At 71.1% G+C, this 17,022-nt stretch carries 15 protein-coding genes and 1 pseudogene; 6 read left to right on the top strand and 10 right to left on the bottom strand.

Features of this window, described 5'->3' with window-relative positions; genetic code table 11:
* Positions 1–6: 6 nt before the first annotated feature.
* The 7 genes from OG332_RS01170 to OG332_RS01140 all read right to left on the bottom strand — a co-directional run bounded on the left by OG332_RS01170 (position 7) and on the right by OG332_RS01140 (position 5,179).
* Positions 7–786, bottom strand: a complete 780-nt coding sequence (locus tag OG332_RS01170) for a hypothetical protein (protein ID WP_327411650.1) — start codon at positions 784–786, stop codon at positions 7–9.
* Between the two features lie 508 nt (positions 787–1,294).
* Positions 1,295–1,585 carry a hypothetical protein gene (locus OG332_RS01165; RefSeq protein WP_327411649.1) on the bottom strand — a complete coding sequence of 97 codons (291 nt, stop codon included), beginning with the start codon at positions 1,583–1,585 and terminating at the stop codon, positions 1,295–1,297.
* A gap of 743 nt (positions 1,586–2,328) precedes the next feature.
* Positions 2,329–2,553 carry a hypothetical protein gene (locus OG332_RS01160; RefSeq protein WP_327411648.1) on the bottom strand — a complete coding sequence of 75 codons (225 nt, stop codon included), beginning with the start codon at positions 2,551–2,553 and terminating at the stop codon, positions 2,329–2,331.
* 241 nt (positions 2,554–2,794) lie between these two features.
* On the bottom strand, positions 2,795–3,055 hold the full coding sequence (locus tag OG332_RS01155) for a hypothetical protein (RefSeq protein ID WP_327411647.1): 261 nt from the start codon (positions 3,053–3,055) through the stop codon (positions 2,795–2,797).
* A 23-nt stretch (positions 3,056–3,078) separates the two neighbouring features.
* Positions 3,079–4,320, bottom strand: a complete 1,242-nt coding sequence (locus tag OG332_RS01150; protein ID WP_327411484.1) for an IS256 family transposase — start codon at positions 4,318–4,320, stop codon at positions 3,079–3,081.
* A gap of 134 nt (positions 4,321–4,454) precedes the next feature.
* Entirely contained in the window at positions 4,455–4,706 is a 252-nt protein-coding gene (locus tag OG332_RS01145; RefSeq protein WP_327411646.1) for a hypothetical protein, read from the bottom strand.
* Positions 4,703–5,179 (bottom strand): hypothetical protein, encoded by a 477-nt coding sequence (locus OG332_RS01140; RefSeq protein WP_327411645.1) that lies wholly within the window; start codon positions 5,177–5,179, stop codon positions 4,703–4,705. Before OG332_RS01140 ends, OG332_RS01145 begins: the two co-directional genes overlap by 4 nt.
* Before the next feature lie 354 nt (positions 5,180–5,533).
* Between OG332_RS01140 and OG332_RS01135 the strand changes: the two genes are divergently transcribed.
* The 3 genes from OG332_RS01135 (at position 5,534) to OG332_RS01125 (ending at position 8,061) form a co-directional block, all read left to right on the top strand.
* The gene (locus OG332_RS01135) at positions 5,534–6,562 is read left to right on the top strand and encodes an aminoglycoside phosphotransferase family protein (RefSeq protein WP_327411644.1); all 1,029 of its coding nucleotides are present in this window, start codon (positions 5,534–5,536) and stop codon (positions 6,560–6,562) included.
* Positions 6,563–6,624: 62 nt separating this feature from the next.
* Positions 6,625–7,416: a hypothetical protein gene (locus OG332_RS01130; RefSeq protein WP_327411643.1), complete on the top strand. Its 792-nt coding sequence runs from the start codon at positions 6,625–6,627 to the stop codon at positions 7,414–7,416.
* A 24-nt stretch (positions 7,417–7,440) separates the two neighbouring features.
* Entirely contained in the window at positions 7,441–8,061 is a 621-nt protein-coding gene (locus OG332_RS01125; protein WP_327411642.1) for a hypothetical protein, read from the top strand.
* 903 nt (positions 8,062–8,964) lie between these two features.
* On the opposite strand, the gene OG332_RS01120 is transcribed toward OG332_RS01125, so the two are convergent.
* On the bottom strand, positions 8,965–9,774 hold the full coding sequence (locus OG332_RS01120; protein WP_327411641.1) for a polysaccharide deacetylase family protein: 810 nt from the start codon (positions 9,772–9,774) through the stop codon (positions 8,965–8,967).
* A gap of 903 nt (positions 9,775–10,677) precedes the next feature.
* The gene (locus OG332_RS01115) at positions 10,678–12,150 is read right to left on the bottom strand and encodes a hypothetical protein (protein ID WP_327411640.1); all 1,473 of its coding nucleotides are present in this window, start codon (positions 12,148–12,150) and stop codon (positions 10,678–10,680) included.
* A 204-nt stretch (positions 12,151–12,354) separates the two neighbouring features.
* Here OG332_RS01115 and OG332_RS01110 point away from each other — a divergent pair.
* The 3 genes and pseudogenes from OG332_RS01110 to OG332_RS01100 all read left to right on the top strand — a co-directional run.
* A pseudogene (locus OG332_RS01110) lies at positions 12,355–13,398 on the top strand (diaminopimelate decarboxylase family protein); the annotation flags it as partial.
* 378 nt (positions 13,399–13,776) lie between these two features.
* Positions 13,777–14,973, top strand: a complete 1,197-nt coding sequence (gene rocD / locus OG332_RS01105; RefSeq protein ID WP_327419066.1) for an ornithine--oxo-acid transaminase — start codon at positions 13,777–13,779, stop codon at positions 14,971–14,973.
* Between the two features lie 385 nt (positions 14,974–15,358).
* Entirely contained in the window at positions 15,359–16,510 is a 1,152-nt protein-coding gene (locus OG332_RS01100; RefSeq protein ID WP_327411639.1) for a sensor histidine kinase, read from the top strand.
* Between the two features lie 100 nt (positions 16,511–16,610).
* On the opposite strand, the gene OG332_RS01095 is transcribed toward OG332_RS01100, so the two are convergent.
* Positions 16,611–17,000 (bottom strand): hypothetical protein, encoded by a 390-nt coding sequence (locus OG332_RS01095; RefSeq protein WP_327411638.1) that lies wholly within the window; start codon positions 16,998–17,000, stop codon positions 16,611–16,613.
* Between the last annotated feature and the right edge of the window lie 22 nt (positions 17,001–17,022).

The following is a 17,022-nucleotide window of genomic DNA, read 5'->3' as shown; positions in this document are numbered from 1 at the left end:
GGGCTGTCAGCCTGTAGCCGGGGAGGGGAGCAACTCCCCGGCTACAGCGGGGAGCGTCCGAAGCCAGTACGAGCGGGCCGCGATGGTCAGGGCGATGCCGTAGCCGGCGAAGGCGATCATCCCGATCCAGCCGACCAGCAGTGCGCCGCCCGGGGAGTGGAAGTCGCCGCGCCGCATCGTCACTACGCCGGCCGTGGCCAGGGCCGAGTATCCGACCCCCGCAACGCCGTACGGGGCGAGCGTGGCGGCGCCGAGCAGAGCCGGGGCGAGCGGGAGCCAGCGCGGCACGCGCCGGCCGCGAAGGAACAGCGTCCAGCGCGGGAAGACCTGCCCCCACGGTCGGACCAGGCCCCAGAGCAGGAAGACGCCGAGTACCGCCAGCAGCGCGGTGGGGTCCAGGCCCCAGGATTCCAGGGTGAGGAAGATCCCCGAGGCGCCGTTGCGTTCCGAGACGGCGAGCATCTCCTCACCGGTTATCCCCGCGAACGTGCCGCCGGACGCCCAGACGAGCTTCATCGCCGCGTACGGGACGAAGGCCGGCGTCCCCACCCAGGCGGCGAGTTGGACGAGCTGCGGTGCAGCGGACGGCGCTCGGACGGCAGTACCGGCAGGCTGGCGGCCGGACCGGGCCGTGGCCGCGAGCAGGACTGCCCCGACCGCCGCCAGGGCCTTGTTCGCCACGGAGGCCCGGCTGTCCACTCCCTGACCGAGCATCAGCGTGACCACGTCCATCAGCAGACTGAACGCGGTGATCCCGGCCAGCCCGCAGGCCACCCAGAGCAGCACCCGTGACGCCGGCCTCAGCCCGTACCGCACCACCGCTCCGGCCGGCCGACGTCGCCACCGTCCCCACCGCCACGACCGCCCAACCCAGCCCGGAGGCCCCCGAGCCACCGCCGTGGTAGAGCAAGGGCGTCCCACCCAGCGCGCACGCCAGGCCGAAGCCGGCACACAGCACCGCCCACAGCATCGTTGCCCAGGCCACCGGGCGCGGCCATCGCTGCCACCAGGCGCTCCAGAGCGCCTTCACCGTCCGTTCCGCACTGGTCATGTTCCCCACGGTGCGGTGACCACGGCGGGGTGGCGTCAGCCGCCGGGACGATCTCCCTCCCCCTGCCGGGTGAGTCGCCGTTCCGGGCAGGGGCGGGTCAGCCGAGAGCAGGGCTCACAAGGTCAAGCGTCAGCCGGTTCCCCCAGTCGTTGGGTCAAGACGGCACTCGTGCCTTCGTAGCGCACCCTGACGAACGGGTTGGAGTGGAACATCACGGCGACCCACCGCAAGGAGCTGTCGGCGTCAAGACGGGCGAGGTAGCCGATGTTGCCCATCCCCCCCGCCCCCGCCGGACATCCACCCGGATCCGTCCGGCAGCGGACTCTCGAAACAGGTGTCCACCTCGTCGATGCCGTGCTCCTCAATGGCCCGGGCCACGTCGAACGGCTCTCCGATACGGAAGGGAATCGGCTGCCCGGCATCCGGGTGGTAAGCCCCCGGACCGTCGACGTGCAATTCCAAGCCGGTGTCGTCCGGACGGTACAGCCCGTCGCGGAGCGGCATCTCGCCCGCCTGCCAGAGCTTCTCGACCATCCCCATAGTCCATCCCACCGTCGACTCCTGAAAACGAAAAGGCACTCCGGGGCCCGCTGGCCAGGCTACGCCCGCGAGCCCCCGGTGCCCTGCGCAATGTCACGCCCAACCGGTTCTAGCGGTTGCCCGACCTGAACAGGAAGTCGTCGACCGCGCGGAGATCGGTGTTCCAGTAGGTGACCCGGGGATCCGGTCCTGCTGGCCCGAGTCCTGTCGCCACCCCGACGTGTCGATCGAGAGGTCGTTGTCGTTGCAGGCCGCGATGGTGGTGTCAGCGCCACCGCCGGACGCGGCCGAGCCGCCACCCGGGCCCTGCGAAGGGGCCGTCGAACTCGCGCCTCCGGACTGGGGGTACCGGAGGGGCTGGGGGCGCCGGTCGCACTCGGGGTGCCGGTGACGCCGGGGTTCTTGCCGTTGTCCGTGCCGCCGGAGTCGCAGGCCGCGGACGAGAGGAGCGCGGCCACGGCCGCAGCCCCAAGGGTGTGGGTTTTCCAGCTCCTGCGGGCAGTGCGCATGGTGGCCCCCGTGTGCCTTCACATGGCTCGAATGGTGTGGTCGACCATTCGGTTCTGCCCTGCGGAATCGCTGGAATCCCCTTCCCCCGCGACCGTTACGGACTCAGGACGTGAAGGTCACCATTCCGTCCGCAGGGCCATGGCCCGTCCGGAAACTCCGGGGCATAGACGCATGGGAACGTGACGCTGTGCAGCCCCTGTTGGAGCCGCACAGCGTTTCCTTGTTCGTCAGCAGTCGTGGTCGTACCCTCCGCCTCGGTAGTCGTCATCGTCGTCGTCGTACCAGCCGTGGTGGCCCCGGTCGTGGTCCCAGCCGCCGCCGGTCACGTAAGTGGCGGAGTGGGTCGGGGTTGCCGCCGAGGCCGTACCGGCGGCTCCGAGTGCAGCGCCGCCGGCCATCAGAACGCCGATGGCGGATACCGCGAAGAGCCGCTTCGCTCTCAGTGCTTGCATGGTTCAGAACCCTTCTTGTTGCTGCGGCACGAAGATTTCTCTTCCTCCTCACACAAGAGATGCACGCGCTGTACTTGTGGTCATACACACGTGATGTGATGAGTGCATATTCCCCGTCAACGCGGCCTCGTCGGGCCACGGACTTTCTGGGCTGGTGCGCACATTCGCACGGCGCGTGCTGGCGCACACTGCAGGCAAAGGGTGTGTTTCCCGCAGTTGCCACAGTTACCTACGGACGATACTAGTCACCGACCCGCCTCTCGGCATCTCGGGTTGAGCGGAGGCTGCGGGCGGCGGGCTGCGGGCTGCGGGCTGCGGAAGCATCACACGGGCAGCGCCCCGGCAGGGTGACCGTGTTCCCGGCCGCATGCGGTGAGCGCGAGGAGCCCGTGCCCCGGATTCCGGTGTCCGGCCCCGGCGCACCGGGATCGACCGACAGCCGCGCCGCGATGTCGTCGGCGTAGCAGGTGTCGGGGATCCCGAACTCCTCCTTCAGGGTCATGTCCCCCTTCGTGGTGTAGCCGATCACTCGGTGGGCGCGTTGGTGGCGTTGGGTGGTGCGGGGGCGCTTTTAGGGAGCTCGGTGGGGTAGATCTCGTCCATGCTTCCCTCGGGCAGGTAGCGGCGGGGGAAGGCGATCCATTCGTCGTGCAGTTCGAAGAGCACGGCTGTGACCAGTCGCAGGAGGGCGTCGTCGTTGGGGAAGACCTGGACGACGTCGGTGCGGCGCTTGATCTCGCGGTTGATCCGTTCGAGCGGGTTGGTGGACTGGATCTTCTTCCAGTGCCGTTCCGGGAAGGCCGCGAAGGCGGTCAGGTCGTCCTTGGCGTCCAGGAGCATCTGTTTGACCTTGGGGAACTGCTTGCCGAGCATCTCGGCGACGGTGTCGAGCTGGGTGCGGACCGCGTCCTGGGTGGGCTGGGCGAAGACTGTGCGGATGGTTGCGGCGACCATCTCGGTCGCCTCCTTCGGAATCACCGCGAAGACATTTCGCAGGAAATGAACACGGCATCTCTGCCACGCGGCGCCGAGCATGACCTTGCGGATCGCCTTGACCAGGCCGGAATGGCTGTCGGACAGGACCAGGCGGACCCCGGTCAGGCCGCGTTCGCGCAGGGAGCGCAGGAACTCGGCCCAGAACGCCTCGGTCTCGCTGTCGCCGACCATGACGCCCAGGACCTCGCGGCCGCCGTCCTCGGTGATCCCGGTGGCGACGACCACGGCGCGAGAGACGATCTGGTGGTTCACGCGTGCCTTGCAGTAGGTGGCGTCCAGGTACATGTAGGGGAAGCGGGTGTGGTCCAGCGGCCGGGTGCGGAAGGCGGTCAGCGGCTCGTCCAGGTCCGCGCAGATCCGGGAGACCTCGCTCTTGGAGATCCCGGTGTCCGCGCCCAGGGCCTTGACCAAGTCGTCCACCGACCGGGTGGACACGCCATGGACGTAGGCCTCCACGATGACCGCGTACAGGGCCTGGTCGATCCGGCGCCGGCGCTCCAGCAGGCTGGGGAAGAAGCTTCCGGCGCGCAGTTTGGGGATGGCCAGCTCCAGGTCGCCGGCCTGGGTGGTGAGCGTCTTCTCGCGGTGCCCGTTGCGCAAGGCGGTACGGGCCTCGGTGTGCTCGTTCCAGCCGGCACCGATGTGGGCAGCGGCCTCGGCCTCGATCAGCTCCTGCAGCATCCGCTCGGCGATGCCGCGGACGAGTTCGAGTCCGTCTGCCGAGCGTAGTGACTCCAGCAGGCGTAATAGGTCAGACTGGGACAGGGCCACCTCGCACCTCCGTTGTTGAACTGGCCGTTCAATACGGAGAGTTGCATGGTGGCCCACCTCATGCGCAGAGAGCGCGAGCCCTCCGCGGGTGTGCGCCCGGCGAGCAAGCCCGCGCACACCTCACCCTTGATCGGCTACACCACGTGGCGGGACGCCATCTCCTTCAGTCCGTGATAGTGCGCGGCGAAAGCCGCGGAATCCGACGCGTCCACGCCGTCGAAGGCGTCTTCGGGGAAACCGTGTTCGTGCGGCAGGAGGTAGCCGGACTCGCCCGGGTGCGACGGCCCCTCGTCACCGTTCTCCTCGGCGTCGAACGCGTCGTAGTGGCGCACCACCGCGCCGGCTTCCGCGCTGCACCAGGCGGTCCAGCCGTCACCGCAGCTCATCCTGTACCAGTGCGCGGCTCCGAACCTGCGGCTGAGGTCGATGCACCGGGTGCGTACGACGTCCGCCAGGCCTCTTCGCCGTCCTCCGCGGCGCCGATGCGGTGGGCGTCCTGGGAGGTGTCTCCGAAGACCAGTGTCCAGCCGTCCAGTACCGGGCCGACGAAGACGCGTGCACAGGCACTGTGCGGAAGGTTCCGGTGCACTGCCTGACGCCGTTCCCGAAGGTGACGAAGCGGGTGGCCGCGCTGGAACCGCTGCGGGAGTTGATGGCCGACATCCTCGACGAACGTGCTCGTCGCGTGCGGGAAGGCGGCGCTGACACCTTGTTCGCCCTGCAGGACCTGCTGCTCCACGTCGAGCCCTTCGTCGTCGCCGGGGCGACGAAGCACTTCGACGCGTACGTACGGGAGGCACTGGCCGTCGAACCGTCCGTACTGCTGGCGGACACCCTGCGCGCCCACTGCCTCGCCCATGAGCATGACGGGGACGGGGACGGGGACGGGGACGGGGACGCGACGGACGCATGCGCACTGCGGGAGGTGACCGTCGACCACGCGCGGAAACTGCTGGAGGCGACGGACGCGGCCACACGGCACCGCCACGCGCAGATGTTCACCGTGGAACCGGCCACCCGCAGGAGCCGTACCTCGCCTTCGCCCCGGAGTCCGCATTCGCGCGGGATCTGCTGCCCGGGATCGAGGAGGCGCTGCCGCGGATCGCGGACGACTCCTGCAGGTCGCAGGCGCTCGGGGTCGTGCAGGGCGTGCAGTGGTGCGAGATGTGGCAGGCAACACTGCGTCGGTTCGTGCGCGTGGGAGGATGAGTTCATGGGGACACGACTGCCGTTCGGAGCCGAGCTACGTGCTGAGCTGGGAGTGCCCGAGGGCTCTCTCAGACTGGGCAGCAGCCCTCGCTCACGCGTCTGGCGCGTCGAGCTGCCGACGTCGACGGCGGTGGTGAAGCAGCTCGTCGAGGGTCCTGACGCCGACGAGCGGTACGCACGTGAGGTGGCCGCCCTGCGGCTCGCCGCCCGAGCCGGAATCCCCGTGGTGCCGGCGTTGCTGGCCACTGATCCCGGCGAGCGGGTCCTGGTGCTGGAGCACCTGGAACACCAACGCCCGGCCGGCGACTGGATCGTCGACTACGCAGCCGCGTTGGCACGGCTGCATGCCACGGCCCGCCCGGATGACGCGGGGGTACTTCCCCGGTGGCAGGGCCCGAACCAGGCCGACATCGACTCCTTCCTGCGGCTGGCCGGTGCTCTGGAGGTTCCCGTCACGTCAGCCGTGTCCGGCGAACTCGACGACCTCGTCGCCCGGCTCGACCAGGCACCCGGGCACGCCCTCCTCCACGGAGACCCCTGCCCCGGTAACGACCTCCACACGGCCACCGGGATCAGATTCATCGACTTCGAGCAAGCCTCGTTGGGCAGCGGCTTGATGGAGCTCGCCTACCTGCGCATCGGCTTTCCGACCTGCTGGTGTGTCACTTCGGCGTCGGAGCCGCTGCTGGAACGGGCGGAGAACGCGTACCGCGAGGAGTGGCGCACCGCGACCGGCTCGGAAGTCCGAGGTGGGCTCGCCGACGCGTGCGCGGGCTGGCTGATCCGCGGCGACGCGCTGGTACAGCGGGCACACCGCGAAGGCACGGACCACCTGGCCCGGATTCCCCACCAGGACTGGACGTGGGGCACTGCGACCGCCCGGCAACGGCTCGTCCACCGGCTCGGTGTCGTTGGCCGGATGACGGCCGAGGACGCCGTTCTCGGCGGTCTGAGCAGCCTCAGCACCGCCATGCGCCGGCAGATGCTCGCCCGCTGGCCCGCACTTCAGCCCGTCCCGGCGCAGCGGCCTTGAAAGACGCCCCCGACTGCTGCGCAGACGGGCGAGGCACCGGCGGCGGGTGAGATCCTGAGCGGATGCACGAAACACCCGCCGCCGTGGCGGCCGCCCGGTGGCCGCTGGCCGCCTCCGAGGAAACCGACTGGCTGCGGGAGCTGGCAGACGATGACGGGCTCACCGGGTTCATGCCGCCGGCGCTGCCCGACGCGGCCTGGGTCCTCCACTCCATGCACCAGCACGAAGTCGGGCCGACCGACATGTCGTACGTCGCGTACAAACGGGCCGTGCTGATGGGCGGCGGGCCCGAGATCATCCCGGGCCTCGACCCCACGGAGGTGCTCACCGGCACGGGGGGCGAGCACCCCGGACCGGGTTGGCGCCGGCTGCGCTGGGCGGAACTCTCACGACGGACCGGTGATCCCGTGACGCCCGAGGAGCAGTGGCCCGGCCCCTACACCTGCTTCCCTTCACTCAGAGAGTCGGGCGGCTGGCCGGTCGGCATCTCGGTACCGTCCGAGGGCAGCCTGAACCGAGCCGACTGGAACCGGCTCGTCGAGATCCTCACCGGACACAGCCCGCAGGGGCCGGACACCCGCTGCCTGGCCTACTACACCCCGTTGGGGCAATGGGCCGAGGACTTCGACGACCTGCACGTCCGGGCCGGCCGGCTGGCGGACGCCAAGGTGCTGTACGACCACCCCGAGGAAGACGGGTGGAGCCCGTCCAACTTCTGGGCCCACGACCGGTCCTGGGTCCTCTGCACGGACTACGACCTGTGGGCCACCAAGGTGGCGGGCCCGGCGCCGCTCGTCGAGGCCCTGCTCAACGACGCGGAGATCGAGGCCGTACGGCTGCCCGAAGCCCTCTGATCCGTCGGTGGCTATTCTTCCGGTATGAAGATCATCATCACAAGTGTCGTGGTCGGGGCGGGATTCGGGGCAACCACCTCGCTGGTCAACGCCCTCTCCTCGCCCTACACGGCGCTCGGAGCCCCGATGGTGGGCACCGTCTGGGCGGGCGCCGCCAAGGTACTAAGCCTGCTGATGGACGCCGGCTGGTCATGGGCCGCGCTCGCGGTGGCGATGGGCTGGCTGGCCAGGACATGGGCCCGAGGCGCGCTGCTCGGCGCTCTGGCGCTGATCGCGGCCACGGCGGCGTACTACGTGACGGACGCCTTCGCCCTCCAGGAAACGCTGGCCGGGTTCGAGTCGGACCTGGTCGTGTGGTGGACGGCAAGTGTGCTGTTCGGCACGGTCCTTGGCGTGGTGGGCGCATCCATCAGGCGCCCGGGGCCCGTCGGCCTGCTCGCCGCGCTGACGGTGCCGGTCGGCGCCGCCCTGCAGATGATCTTGATGCCGCCCCGCCCGCACATGACCATGACCCCGGCCATCATTCTGGCCGAGGTCACGGTCTGGACGGCCGCCGCGGTCGGTGCCGGCTGGGCCGTCCACCGATTTCGGACCGCGAGGCATGTGGTCGGCGCAGGGGCGGAGCGCCCGGGTCAGGGCGTTTAAGCCGTAGCCGCGGTCGGACGCCGGAGCGTACGACGCCGCCGAGCGCGCCGATCGCCCCGCGCGCGGCCGCGTTCACGGCGGCGAGCGCATCGAACGCACCCTGCCGAAGACGTTGTTGTCGGCGGGCGTGCCGCCGCATGGGCTTCTGCCGCCTACCGCCCCCACACCGGTTCCAGGGCCCGCCTCAGGCGCTCCAGCCACGCTTGCGCCGTACCCCGTACCTGCGGGTGCTTCGCGCGGAATGTCTCCCAGTCCACGGACCACAGTGCCACCACGTCCAGGCACCGGGCGTCCGCGGCAGCCGTGTTGCCCGGCTCGTCCCGGAACACCTTGCGCAGCAGCCGTGGGGACAGCCTCGTGGCTTCCGCCTCCGCGAGAAGTACGGCGTCGTAGAGGTCCTTGGCCTGCGCCCGGCCTTTCGGACCTTCGTGCGGTGATCGCGGATCCGTTCGGGACCGCCTGCGACGGCGGCCCGTACCTGGGGCGAGGGGTCGTCCGCGAGCCGGGCCCGCTGTTCGGGAGCCGCCCGTCCGCTCGTCGCGAGCTCGACTCGCGGGTACAGGAGGGGATGAGTGCGGACGGCCGCCACGGCCGACTCGGGCAGCCCCGGCCGGTGCAGGGCCTGGAAGGGCGGACCGCCCTCGCCCTCGAAGGCGATCAGTCGCAGCAGCAGCGGTGTGGGGAAGGCCGGGTTGGCGGCGACTCCGTCGAGCGCGGAGGAGTGGAAGGCGACCATGTCCCAGCTTTCCGACCCGTCGCTGCGCGCAGCCCTCAGGACGCCTGGGCGGCACCGGCCTTCTGGGCCAACAGGCCGTCATCCTGCCACGGGCCCGGCTGCCCCCGCACATGATCACCGAGCGCCCCACACCACGTCGCGGGGGTGGGGCCGGCGTCGCTGGGGGCCTACGGGGTGGTGCGGGCCGGGAAGGAGAAGGTGTAGCCGTGTGCGGTGAGCCAGGGCAGGTACTCCTTGAGCGCCGCGACGGTCTCGCTGCGGTCGCCGCCCCCGTCGTGGAAGAGGACGGTCGGCTGCTGGGGGAGCTTGTCCTCGACGGCGGAGATGATGGCGGGCAGGCCCGGACGGCTCCAGTCCTTGGGGTCCACGCTCCACCCCAGCGGCCGCATCCCGCTGGCCGCGGCTATCGCCCGGCTGTCGGGGGTGAAGGCTCCGCCCGGCGCGCGGTAGTAGCCGACGGGGACACCCGGTACGGCCTTCTCGATCATGGCCTTGGCTTCGAGTATCTGCTGCTGCTGGTAGGCGACGGGCTTGTGGTCCATCGTCACGTCGTGGTCGACGGAGTGGTTGCACAGCCGGTGCCCGTCGGCGGCGACCGAGCGCGCCAGGTCCGGGTACTTCTGCACCTTCGTCCCGATCATGCAGAAGGTGGCCTTGACGTGGTTCTCCCGCAGCACCTTGAGGACCTGGGGCGTCCACCTGGGGTCCGGGCCGTCGTCGATGGTGATCGCGACGTCACGGCCCGCGCCCTGCGCCAGCCTGGAGATCCCCAGCGGGACCCCTGCGGCGCCCTGGGCGGGTCCCGGGCCTCCGGCGGACGCGGAGCGGACGGCGGGGGTCGTGACCGGGGACCCGCTCGCCGAGCCGTCCGTGGCGGCGAAGGCCGGGGTGCCGGCTGCCGCCAGGAGGCCGAGGACGGCCGCCGCCGCGGCGGATCCCGCCCGCCGACGACGTGCGGAACTGGTGGTGATGCCCATGGACGCGCTCTTCCTTTGCGCTCGGCCCCCCGGATCTCGCGTTGCCGATCCAGGCTAGGTCATGCGTCCGGGCCACTCCCTCGTCCGATCGGTCCATTCGACGGCCCGGGTGCGCGTCCGCGGTCGACGGTGGACGGCCTACCGGAGTCGCGGGACGACGATGCCGGACGCGGTGGGGGCGGCGTCCGTGAGCCCAGTCCAGTGCGCGAGGGTCTCCCGGTGGGAGCCCGCCGTCGTGGCGGCGGCAACCGCCGCGGCAGCTTCCGCGGTGCACGGCGCCCCGTTCCGTGTGAGCAGTGTCACCGGCCACCGGGGGGCCGGTGGTCGCTGCCCGACCGTCGAACGCGTGCCAGTGCCAGGGGCTGTCGAAGCGCCATGCCCGCCCTGCGGCATCGCCGACCTCGTCGCCGTGGCACAGGAAGGCGTACGGCCGGAACAGTAGGTCGATGGTGAACGGAATGTCGTCGTCCGGGTGCAGTTCGTAGCCGGTGACGTCGACAAGGCTGTCCTGCCGGGACGTCCCGGCAGGACACTCCCCGGGGCAGCACCGTGACGGCCGGACGCGGGCGGGGCAGCCAGCCCGTCTCCAGCGGGGGATCGAAACGGTCGACGGTGGTCACGTGCACCACGGTCGGCGGGACACGCACCCGGCACACGTCGTCCGGCTCCAGTGCGTCCAGCGGCGGTTCGGTGCGGAAGAGTCCCGTCTCGTGCCACACACGGGTATCGGCGTCGACCCCCAGCGCCACGTGGCCGTTCCAGTGGAACAACTCGCTGTCCGGATCCCGCCGCCACACGGCCACTCCACTACGAGGCTGTCCCACCCGAGGCTCGTCACCCTTGTCTCGGTGAACCGGCAGGCCACCGACAGCACGTCGCCCACCCGGAAGTCCGCGTCTTCGATCACGAGCACAGGCCAGGACGCGCCTTCCGAGCCGAACCGGGTCCCCCCGGGTACCGCGCGCCCCGGTGTCCCGCAGCCCCGGGGCCACGGCCGCGAGCGAGGATACGCACGGCGGGCTGCGGCGCACCATGGGGCCGGGCCAGCCGCGTCCCGTTCTCGACGGCCCGTGACGGCCTCGTTCCCGAGGTCTTCTCCCGAGTCGACCGCAAGCGGCACACCCCGGCCCGCAACGCCGGGATCGTCGGGGTGGGCGTGGGGCTGCCGGCCGCCTTCGTGCCCCTCCAGCAACTGGCCGACCTGACCAGCCTCGGCACACTGATGGCGTTCGTCGTCGTCGTCGTCGTCGTCGCCGTCGCCGTCGCCGCGGCCGTTGGCGTCCTGCGGCGTACGGACCCGGACGCGCCGCGCCCCTTCCGACTGCCGCTGCACCCGCTGGTAGCGGTGCTCGCGGTGGCCAGAGCCGCGGTCGAGACCGCGGACGACTCCCCGCCCGCCGCCGTCCCGGGCGGCGCGAAAGCCAGCAATCGGAAGGGGACCCCCGTACGGATCCCGAGGAGCGAGCAGGCCTCCTCCGGGACCGCCCCCGAGTCCAGCAGCGTCAGGAAGGTCTCCCGGCGCAGCCGCCGTTCCGCCTCCGGCAGGTTCAGCAGCCGCAGCAGGTGAGGGGCTACGAGCCGCGCGGTCTCGGAGAGAGCCGCCACGCCCTCCTCGGAGATGCCCCCTTCGGGTTCGATCACCCACAGCGTGCCCAGTGGCAGCGTGCCGGCCCGCACCGCGACGGCCGCGCGCGGCAGCTCCGCGCCCATGGCAGGGAACCGCACCACCGTCTGAGCGGCCAGCACGCGCTGGTACTGCCGCCGCTGCAAGGGCAGTTCCGGCAGGTCCTCGATGCGGCGCTGGAGGATGCCGCGTTTGCGAGGTGCGTCGATGCGGACACCCGGGACGCTCGAGTACGCGATCACGCGCCGCGCCAGGTCCTCCACCACGGCCGCACCCCCCACCACCGACGCCAGATGGTCCGTGAGGGCGTACAGCTCGCCTCCCATGGGCACCGCCCCGAGCAGGGTCGACGTGCCGGCACCAGTGAGCGCGCAGCTCAGCACGGCGTCGATGTTCCGCCACGGCAGGTCGTCCTCGGCGGCCAGCACGGCGACGCCGTGCCGCTCGGCCGCGCCGACGAACGCCCCCATGTCCTGACCCCGGCGCTTGATCACGGCGACGGTGCAGCCCCGGGCGGCCGCCTGGGCCGGCAGTGCGAGTGCGCGGGGATCCGAGGGATCGACGCCGACCAGCAGCAGCAGCCCGCCGGGGGACTCCGCGATCCGGTCCCCGGCGTCGTAGATGACCGTGCCCCGTACGGGGACGCCCAGGCCGGCCGGGGCGGTGAGCATGCGGATGCCCGTGGGCCCGGCGCCGTCCAGCACGCCGCCGAGGGTGGCGGAACCGTCCAAGGGGGTTGTGAGATCGGACAATGGAGGTCTCGTTTCGTAGGCCGATCGGCCGCGGCGCCGGCGCCGAAGCGTTGCCAGGATAACCACAGGAGATCACCCGCCGAACCGAACGGAAACGCGTTCCATGTTCATTGACCGACGTGAGACCACCACGGGAAACGACCTGCTCGGGCTCTTCCCGGACGGCTTTCACCTGGATGAACACGGACACCTCGGGGTCGGCGGGTGCGGCCTCGCCGAGGTCGCCGAAAGGTTCGGCACCCCCGCCCTCGTCGTCGACGAAACGGCACGGCGCGGCCGGGCGCGCGCCTGCCGCAGGCCCTGGAACAGCTTTGGCCGAACAGCCAAGCGGTCTTCGCGTCCATATCCTCCCCCTGCACCGAAGTGGTCCGCACGCTCGTGGAGGAAGGCCTGGGCGTCGACATCGCGGGAGGCGGCGAGCTGGTCACCGCACTGGCCGCCGGAGCCGACCCCGAACGCATCCTCATGCACGGCAACGCCAAGACCGACGAAGAGCTCGCCATGGCCGTAGCCGCGCGCGTGGGCACCGTAGTGATCGACAACCTGAACGACCTGGAACGCCTGGAGAAGCTGGTCACGGAAGGACGCCAGGCCGTACTCCTGCGCGTCATCCCGGAGGTCGAGGCCGACACGCACGCCGCCATGAGGACCGGACACCGAGGCTCCAAGTTCGGCCTGACGGGCACCCAGGCCACGGAAGCCGCGGCCCGCATCCGCCGCAGCTCCCGGCTGCGGCTCGACGGACTGCACGTGCACGTCGGCTCCCAGCTCATGGAAACCGCGCCCTTCCGGCACGCCGTCGAAGCCCTCGCCGCCCTCCCCGGGCTCGGCCGCCACCCCGTGTACGACCTGGGCGGCGGCCTCGGCGTCCGCTACACCTGCACCGACCGGCCCCCGACCATCGAGCAGTACGTCAAAACCCTCACCGACGCCGCGCGCGAACACCTGCCCCACGACGCCCGGCTGATCGTCGAACCCGGGCGTTCCCTCGTGGCCCCGACTGCCGTGACCCTCTACCGCGTGGTCACGGTCAAGCCGGGGGAGCGCCCGCTGGTCGCGGTCGACGGAGGCATGGCGGACAACCTCGAACCGATGCTGTACGGCCAGCGGTTCGAAGCCACCCTGGTGAACCGGGTCGGAGGCGGCGAGAGCCACGACCTGGTCGGCCGCCACTGCGAGTCGGGCGACACGCTCATCCGCGACGTCCCCCTGCGCTCCCCGCGCGCCGGCGACATCGTCGCCGTCCCCGCGACCGGCGCGTACTGCTACGCGCTGGCCAACAACTACAACGGTGCGCGCAGGCCCCGGTCGTCTTCTGCCGGGACGGCCGGGCACGGGAGGCGGTCCGCCGGGAGACCTACGCGGACCTGCCGTGCCGTGACGCCCGCGCCGTCCACCCCCGCGCCCTGCCCTTCCTGCAGCCCCGCCCCTGACGGCCCCGGCGCCCCCTTATCGCCTTCCCCTCCTCGCCTTCCCGTCATCGTCTTCCCGACCGGAGCCCCCATGTCGACCACAGCCCACGTGACCGCCACATCGGCGAGCACCACGTCCGAGACCGTCACGTCCGAGACCGTCACGTCCGAGACCGTCACATCCGAGACCGTCACGTCTGCGACCGGCCGCGCGGTGGACGCCGCCGAAGCCCACAGCGCGCACAACTACCACCCCCTCCCGGTCGTCATCGCCTCCGCCGACGGAGCCTGGACCACCGACATCGAGGGCAGGCGCCACCTCGACCTGCTCGCCGGGTACTCGGCCCTGAACTTCGGCCACCGCAACCCCCGCCTGATCGCCGCGGCCAAGGCACAACTCGACCGCCTCACCCTCACGTCCCGGGCCTTCCACCACGACCGGTTCGCCGACTTCTGCGCGGGGCTCGCGGATCTGTGCGGGATGGAGACCGTCCTCCCGATGAACACCGGAGCCGAAGCCGTCGAGACCGCCGTCAAGGTCGCCCGCAAATGGGGCTACCAGGTCAAGGGCGTACCCCCCGGCCGCGCCCGGATCGTCGTCGCCGGCGGCAACTTCCACGGCCGCACCACCACGGTCGTCTCCTTCTCCTCCGACCCCGATGCCCGCGCCGACTTCGGCCCCTTCACCCCGGGTTTCGACACCGTGCCCTTCGGCGACGCCGCCGCACTGAAGGCCGCCCTCACCGACGACACCGTCGCCGTCCTGATCGAACCGATCCAGGGCGAAGCCGGAGTACGCGTCCCGCCCCCGGGCTACCTCACCCGCGTCCGCGAACTCACCGCCGGGCGCGACGTCCTGTTCATCGCCGACGAGATCCAGTCCGGACTCGCCCGCACCGGCCGGACCTTCGCCTGCGACCACGAACAGGTCACCCCCGACATGTACCTGCTCGGCAAGGCCCTCGGTGGAGGCCTCGTCCCCGTCTCCGCCGTGGTTTCCTCCCGGGCCGTACTCGGCGTCCTGCGCCCCGGCCAGCACGGCTCCACCTTCGGCGGCAACCCCCTGGCCTGCGCCGTCGCGCTCGAAGTCATCGCCATGCTGCGCACCGGCGAGTTCCAGCAACGATCGGCGGAGCTCGGAGCCCGGATGCACGCCCGGCTCCACGAGATGACCGGGGCCGGGCTGATCGAGGGCAGCCGAGGCCGAGGCCTGTGGGCGGGCGTCGACGTCTCCCCGCGCCACGGCAGCGGCAGCGCGGTCGCTCGCCGACTGCTGGACCGCGGTGTCCTGGTGAAGGACACCCACGGCACCACCATCCGACTGGCCCCGCCCCTGGTCATCGACGAGAACGACCTGGACTGGGGCCTCGACCGGCTGGGAGAGGCCCTGGCACATCCCAGCGCCACCTGACCGGATCCCCCACGTGTACGCGTGCCGGCCCGGAATCGGCGCGGAGGGCACCCCGCGCACGCCGGGGAGCTCGTCGACCTGCTGGACACGAGGTGCCGGCACAGATGTCCGCAAGGGCTCGTGACGCCGTCACGCAGCCCGCGGGCATCGGTGCGGCGGCCCATCAGCCGTAACGCCGGCGCCCGCCTTCGCACGGATGATCCGAACGAGGCACCCTGGCCGTGTCATGGCCCGTAAGCTGCGGCGATGCATGCCGGATTCGGGTTCCTCAACCACCTCACGGGGAGGTACCGGTCCCTGGTCGTCGACTCGCTGCTCGCGCTGGGGCTACGCCGGCGCCGGCCTGTTGCTGGGGCAGGAGCGGCCGCCGGTCGGTTGGCAGTCCATGGACGGGCTCGGGGCGGTCCTGACCGTACTGGTGGGTCTGGTCCTGCTGGCCCGACGCATCGCGCCCGCCGGGGTGTTCGCCACCAGCTGTGCGCTGTGGATCCTGTTCATCGCCTGCGGGTACTGGCCGGTGATCAATTCGATGCCCCCGCTCCTGGGCCTGTACACGGTGGCGGCGACCCGAAGCCTGCGCACTTCCCTCGTGTGCGCGGTAGCCGTGGCCGGCACGTGGGTGTACGCGGGACTGAGCAACGCCGCCAACAGCTCCATGCCGACCGTCTTCGCCCAAGCGGTCCTGTTCCCGGCAGTGGTGTTCGTCGTCGGGCGCGGTTCGGGAAGACTTGCAGAGCGGAACCGGCAGTTCGCCGAACTGACCTTCCAACTGCGCAGGCAGCAGGAGGAGAAGGCCCGCCAAGCGCTGACGGAGGAGCGGGTGCGCATCGCGCGCGAACTGCATGATGTGTTCGCCCACCACATGTCCGTGATCTCGCTCCAGGCGGGCGTGGCCTCGTACGTGTTCCCCACGAACCCGGCGCTGAGCCGGCAGGCCCTGGACACCATCGCCGGCACCAGCAGGGAAGCGCTCGAGGAGATGCGCCGCATGCTCGTACTGCTCCGTGTCGGCCAGGAAGGGCTACCGGAAGGGCGCGTGGACCCGGACGACGCCGACGAGGCGCTGGAGGACGGCGGCGCCTACGCACCGGCCCCGGGGTTGGACCTCCTGGACCCACTGCTCGAGCGTGTGCGGGGCGCAGGGGTCCAGGCCACCATGGAAGTCGTCGGTTCCCCCGTACTCCTCCCGCAGGGCATGGGGCTGTGTGCCTACCGGGTGATCCAAGAGGCACTGACCAATGTCCTCAAGCACGCGGGGCCGACCAGGGCGGATGTCACCATCCGCTACGCCACCCGGACCATCGAGGTGTGCGTCACCGACGAGGGGAGCGGCACGTTCCCGCCGAACACGGCCATCACGCCCGGCCACGGCCTGATCGGGATGATGGAGCGCGCGAAGATCTACGGCGGGACGGTCACCGCCGGCCCCCGCACCCTCCGTGGATTCGAGGTGCGACTCGTCCTTCCGGCTCCCACCACCAGTGACCGGCCGACTGCCCTCCCGGCTCCCGGTCGCGGGGATGCCCGTTCCCGATGATCCTCTGGAAGGCCCCCCGGCGGGAGAGCCGGTGTCCCGCCGTCGCTCCACACGGTCGTTCGGGTCCGCTTCAGCGATGAGATGGCGGTGGCAGCCGGAGTCAGGAGCTGCGGTTGGCCTCGACGCTCACGTCCGCGGGCCAGGCCCCGTGTGCGATGAAGTGCGCGACGGCCCGGCCGGCAAGGGCGAAGGTGACGGTGTCCCGGTCGGCGTAGGTGACGATCTGCCCGTTGGACCGTGGGTACCCTCCGGAGCTGCCGTCGGCGTGCGGATCGACGAGGTGCTCCCCCAAGCCGCCTTCGGCATCCGTCAGTACGACCATCGCGCGTTCGCCGTTCGTGATCACGGCCAGCTGCCTGCCCCGGCCGTCCTCGAACGACGTTTCCAGGGTTGCCCAGTCCAGCCGCTTTCCGAGCAGCTGCCGGGCCTGCTCGCCGGAGTAGCCGTGAACGGGGGAGCCTTGCAGATGCCAGTGTGCGGAAGCGGTCACGATGAGTCCTCCCAGCAGGAGC

It is taken from the genome of Streptomyces sp. NBC_01233, from assembly GCF_035989305.1.
GTDB lineage: Bacteria > Actinomycetota > Actinomycetes > Streptomycetales > Streptomycetaceae > Streptomyces.
This window is presented reverse-complemented; position numbering and strand designations above follow the sequence as displayed.

Bases quoted from the DNA above. Each gene is read 5' to 3' on its own strand.
- OG332_RS01165 (WP_327411649.1), bottom strand. From the start codon at position 1,585: ATGGTCGAGAAGCTCTGGCAGGCGGGCGAGATGCCGCTCCGCGACGGG.
- OG332_RS01160 (WP_327411648.1), bottom strand. From the start codon at position 2,553: ATGCAAGCACTGAGAGCGAAGCGGCTCTTCGCGGTATCCGCCATCGGC.
- OG332_RS01155 (WP_327411647.1), bottom strand. From the start codon at position 3,055: ATGACCCTGAAGGAGGAGTTCGGGATCCCCGACACCTGCTACGCCGAC.
- OG332_RS01145 (WP_327411646.1), bottom strand. From the start codon at position 4,706: ATGAGCTGCGGTGACGGCTGGACCGCCTGGTGCAGCGCGGAAGCCGGC.
- OG332_RS01140 (WP_327411645.1), bottom strand. From the start codon at position 5,179: ATGGGCGAGGCAGTGGGCGCGCAGGGTGTCCGCCAGCAGTACGGACGG.
- OG332_RS01135 (WP_327411644.1), top strand. From the start codon at position 5,534: ATGGGGACACGACTGCCGTTCGGAGCCGAGCTACGTGCTGAGCTGGGA.
- OG332_RS01130 (WP_327411643.1), top strand. From the start codon at position 6,625: ATGCACGAAACACCCGCCGCCGTGGCGGCCGCCCGGTGGCCGCTGGCC.
- OG332_RS01125 (WP_327411642.1), top strand. From the start codon at position 7,441: ATGAAGATCATCATCACAAGTGTCGTGGTCGGGGCGGGATTCGGGGCA.
- OG332_RS01120 (WP_327411641.1), bottom strand. From the start codon at position 9,774: ATGGGCATCACCACCAGTTCCGCACGTCGTCGGCGGGCGGGATCCGCC.
- OG332_RS01100 (WP_327411639.1), top strand. From the start codon at position 15,359: ATGGACGGGCTCGGGGCGGTCCTGACCGTACTGGTGGGTCTGGTCCTG.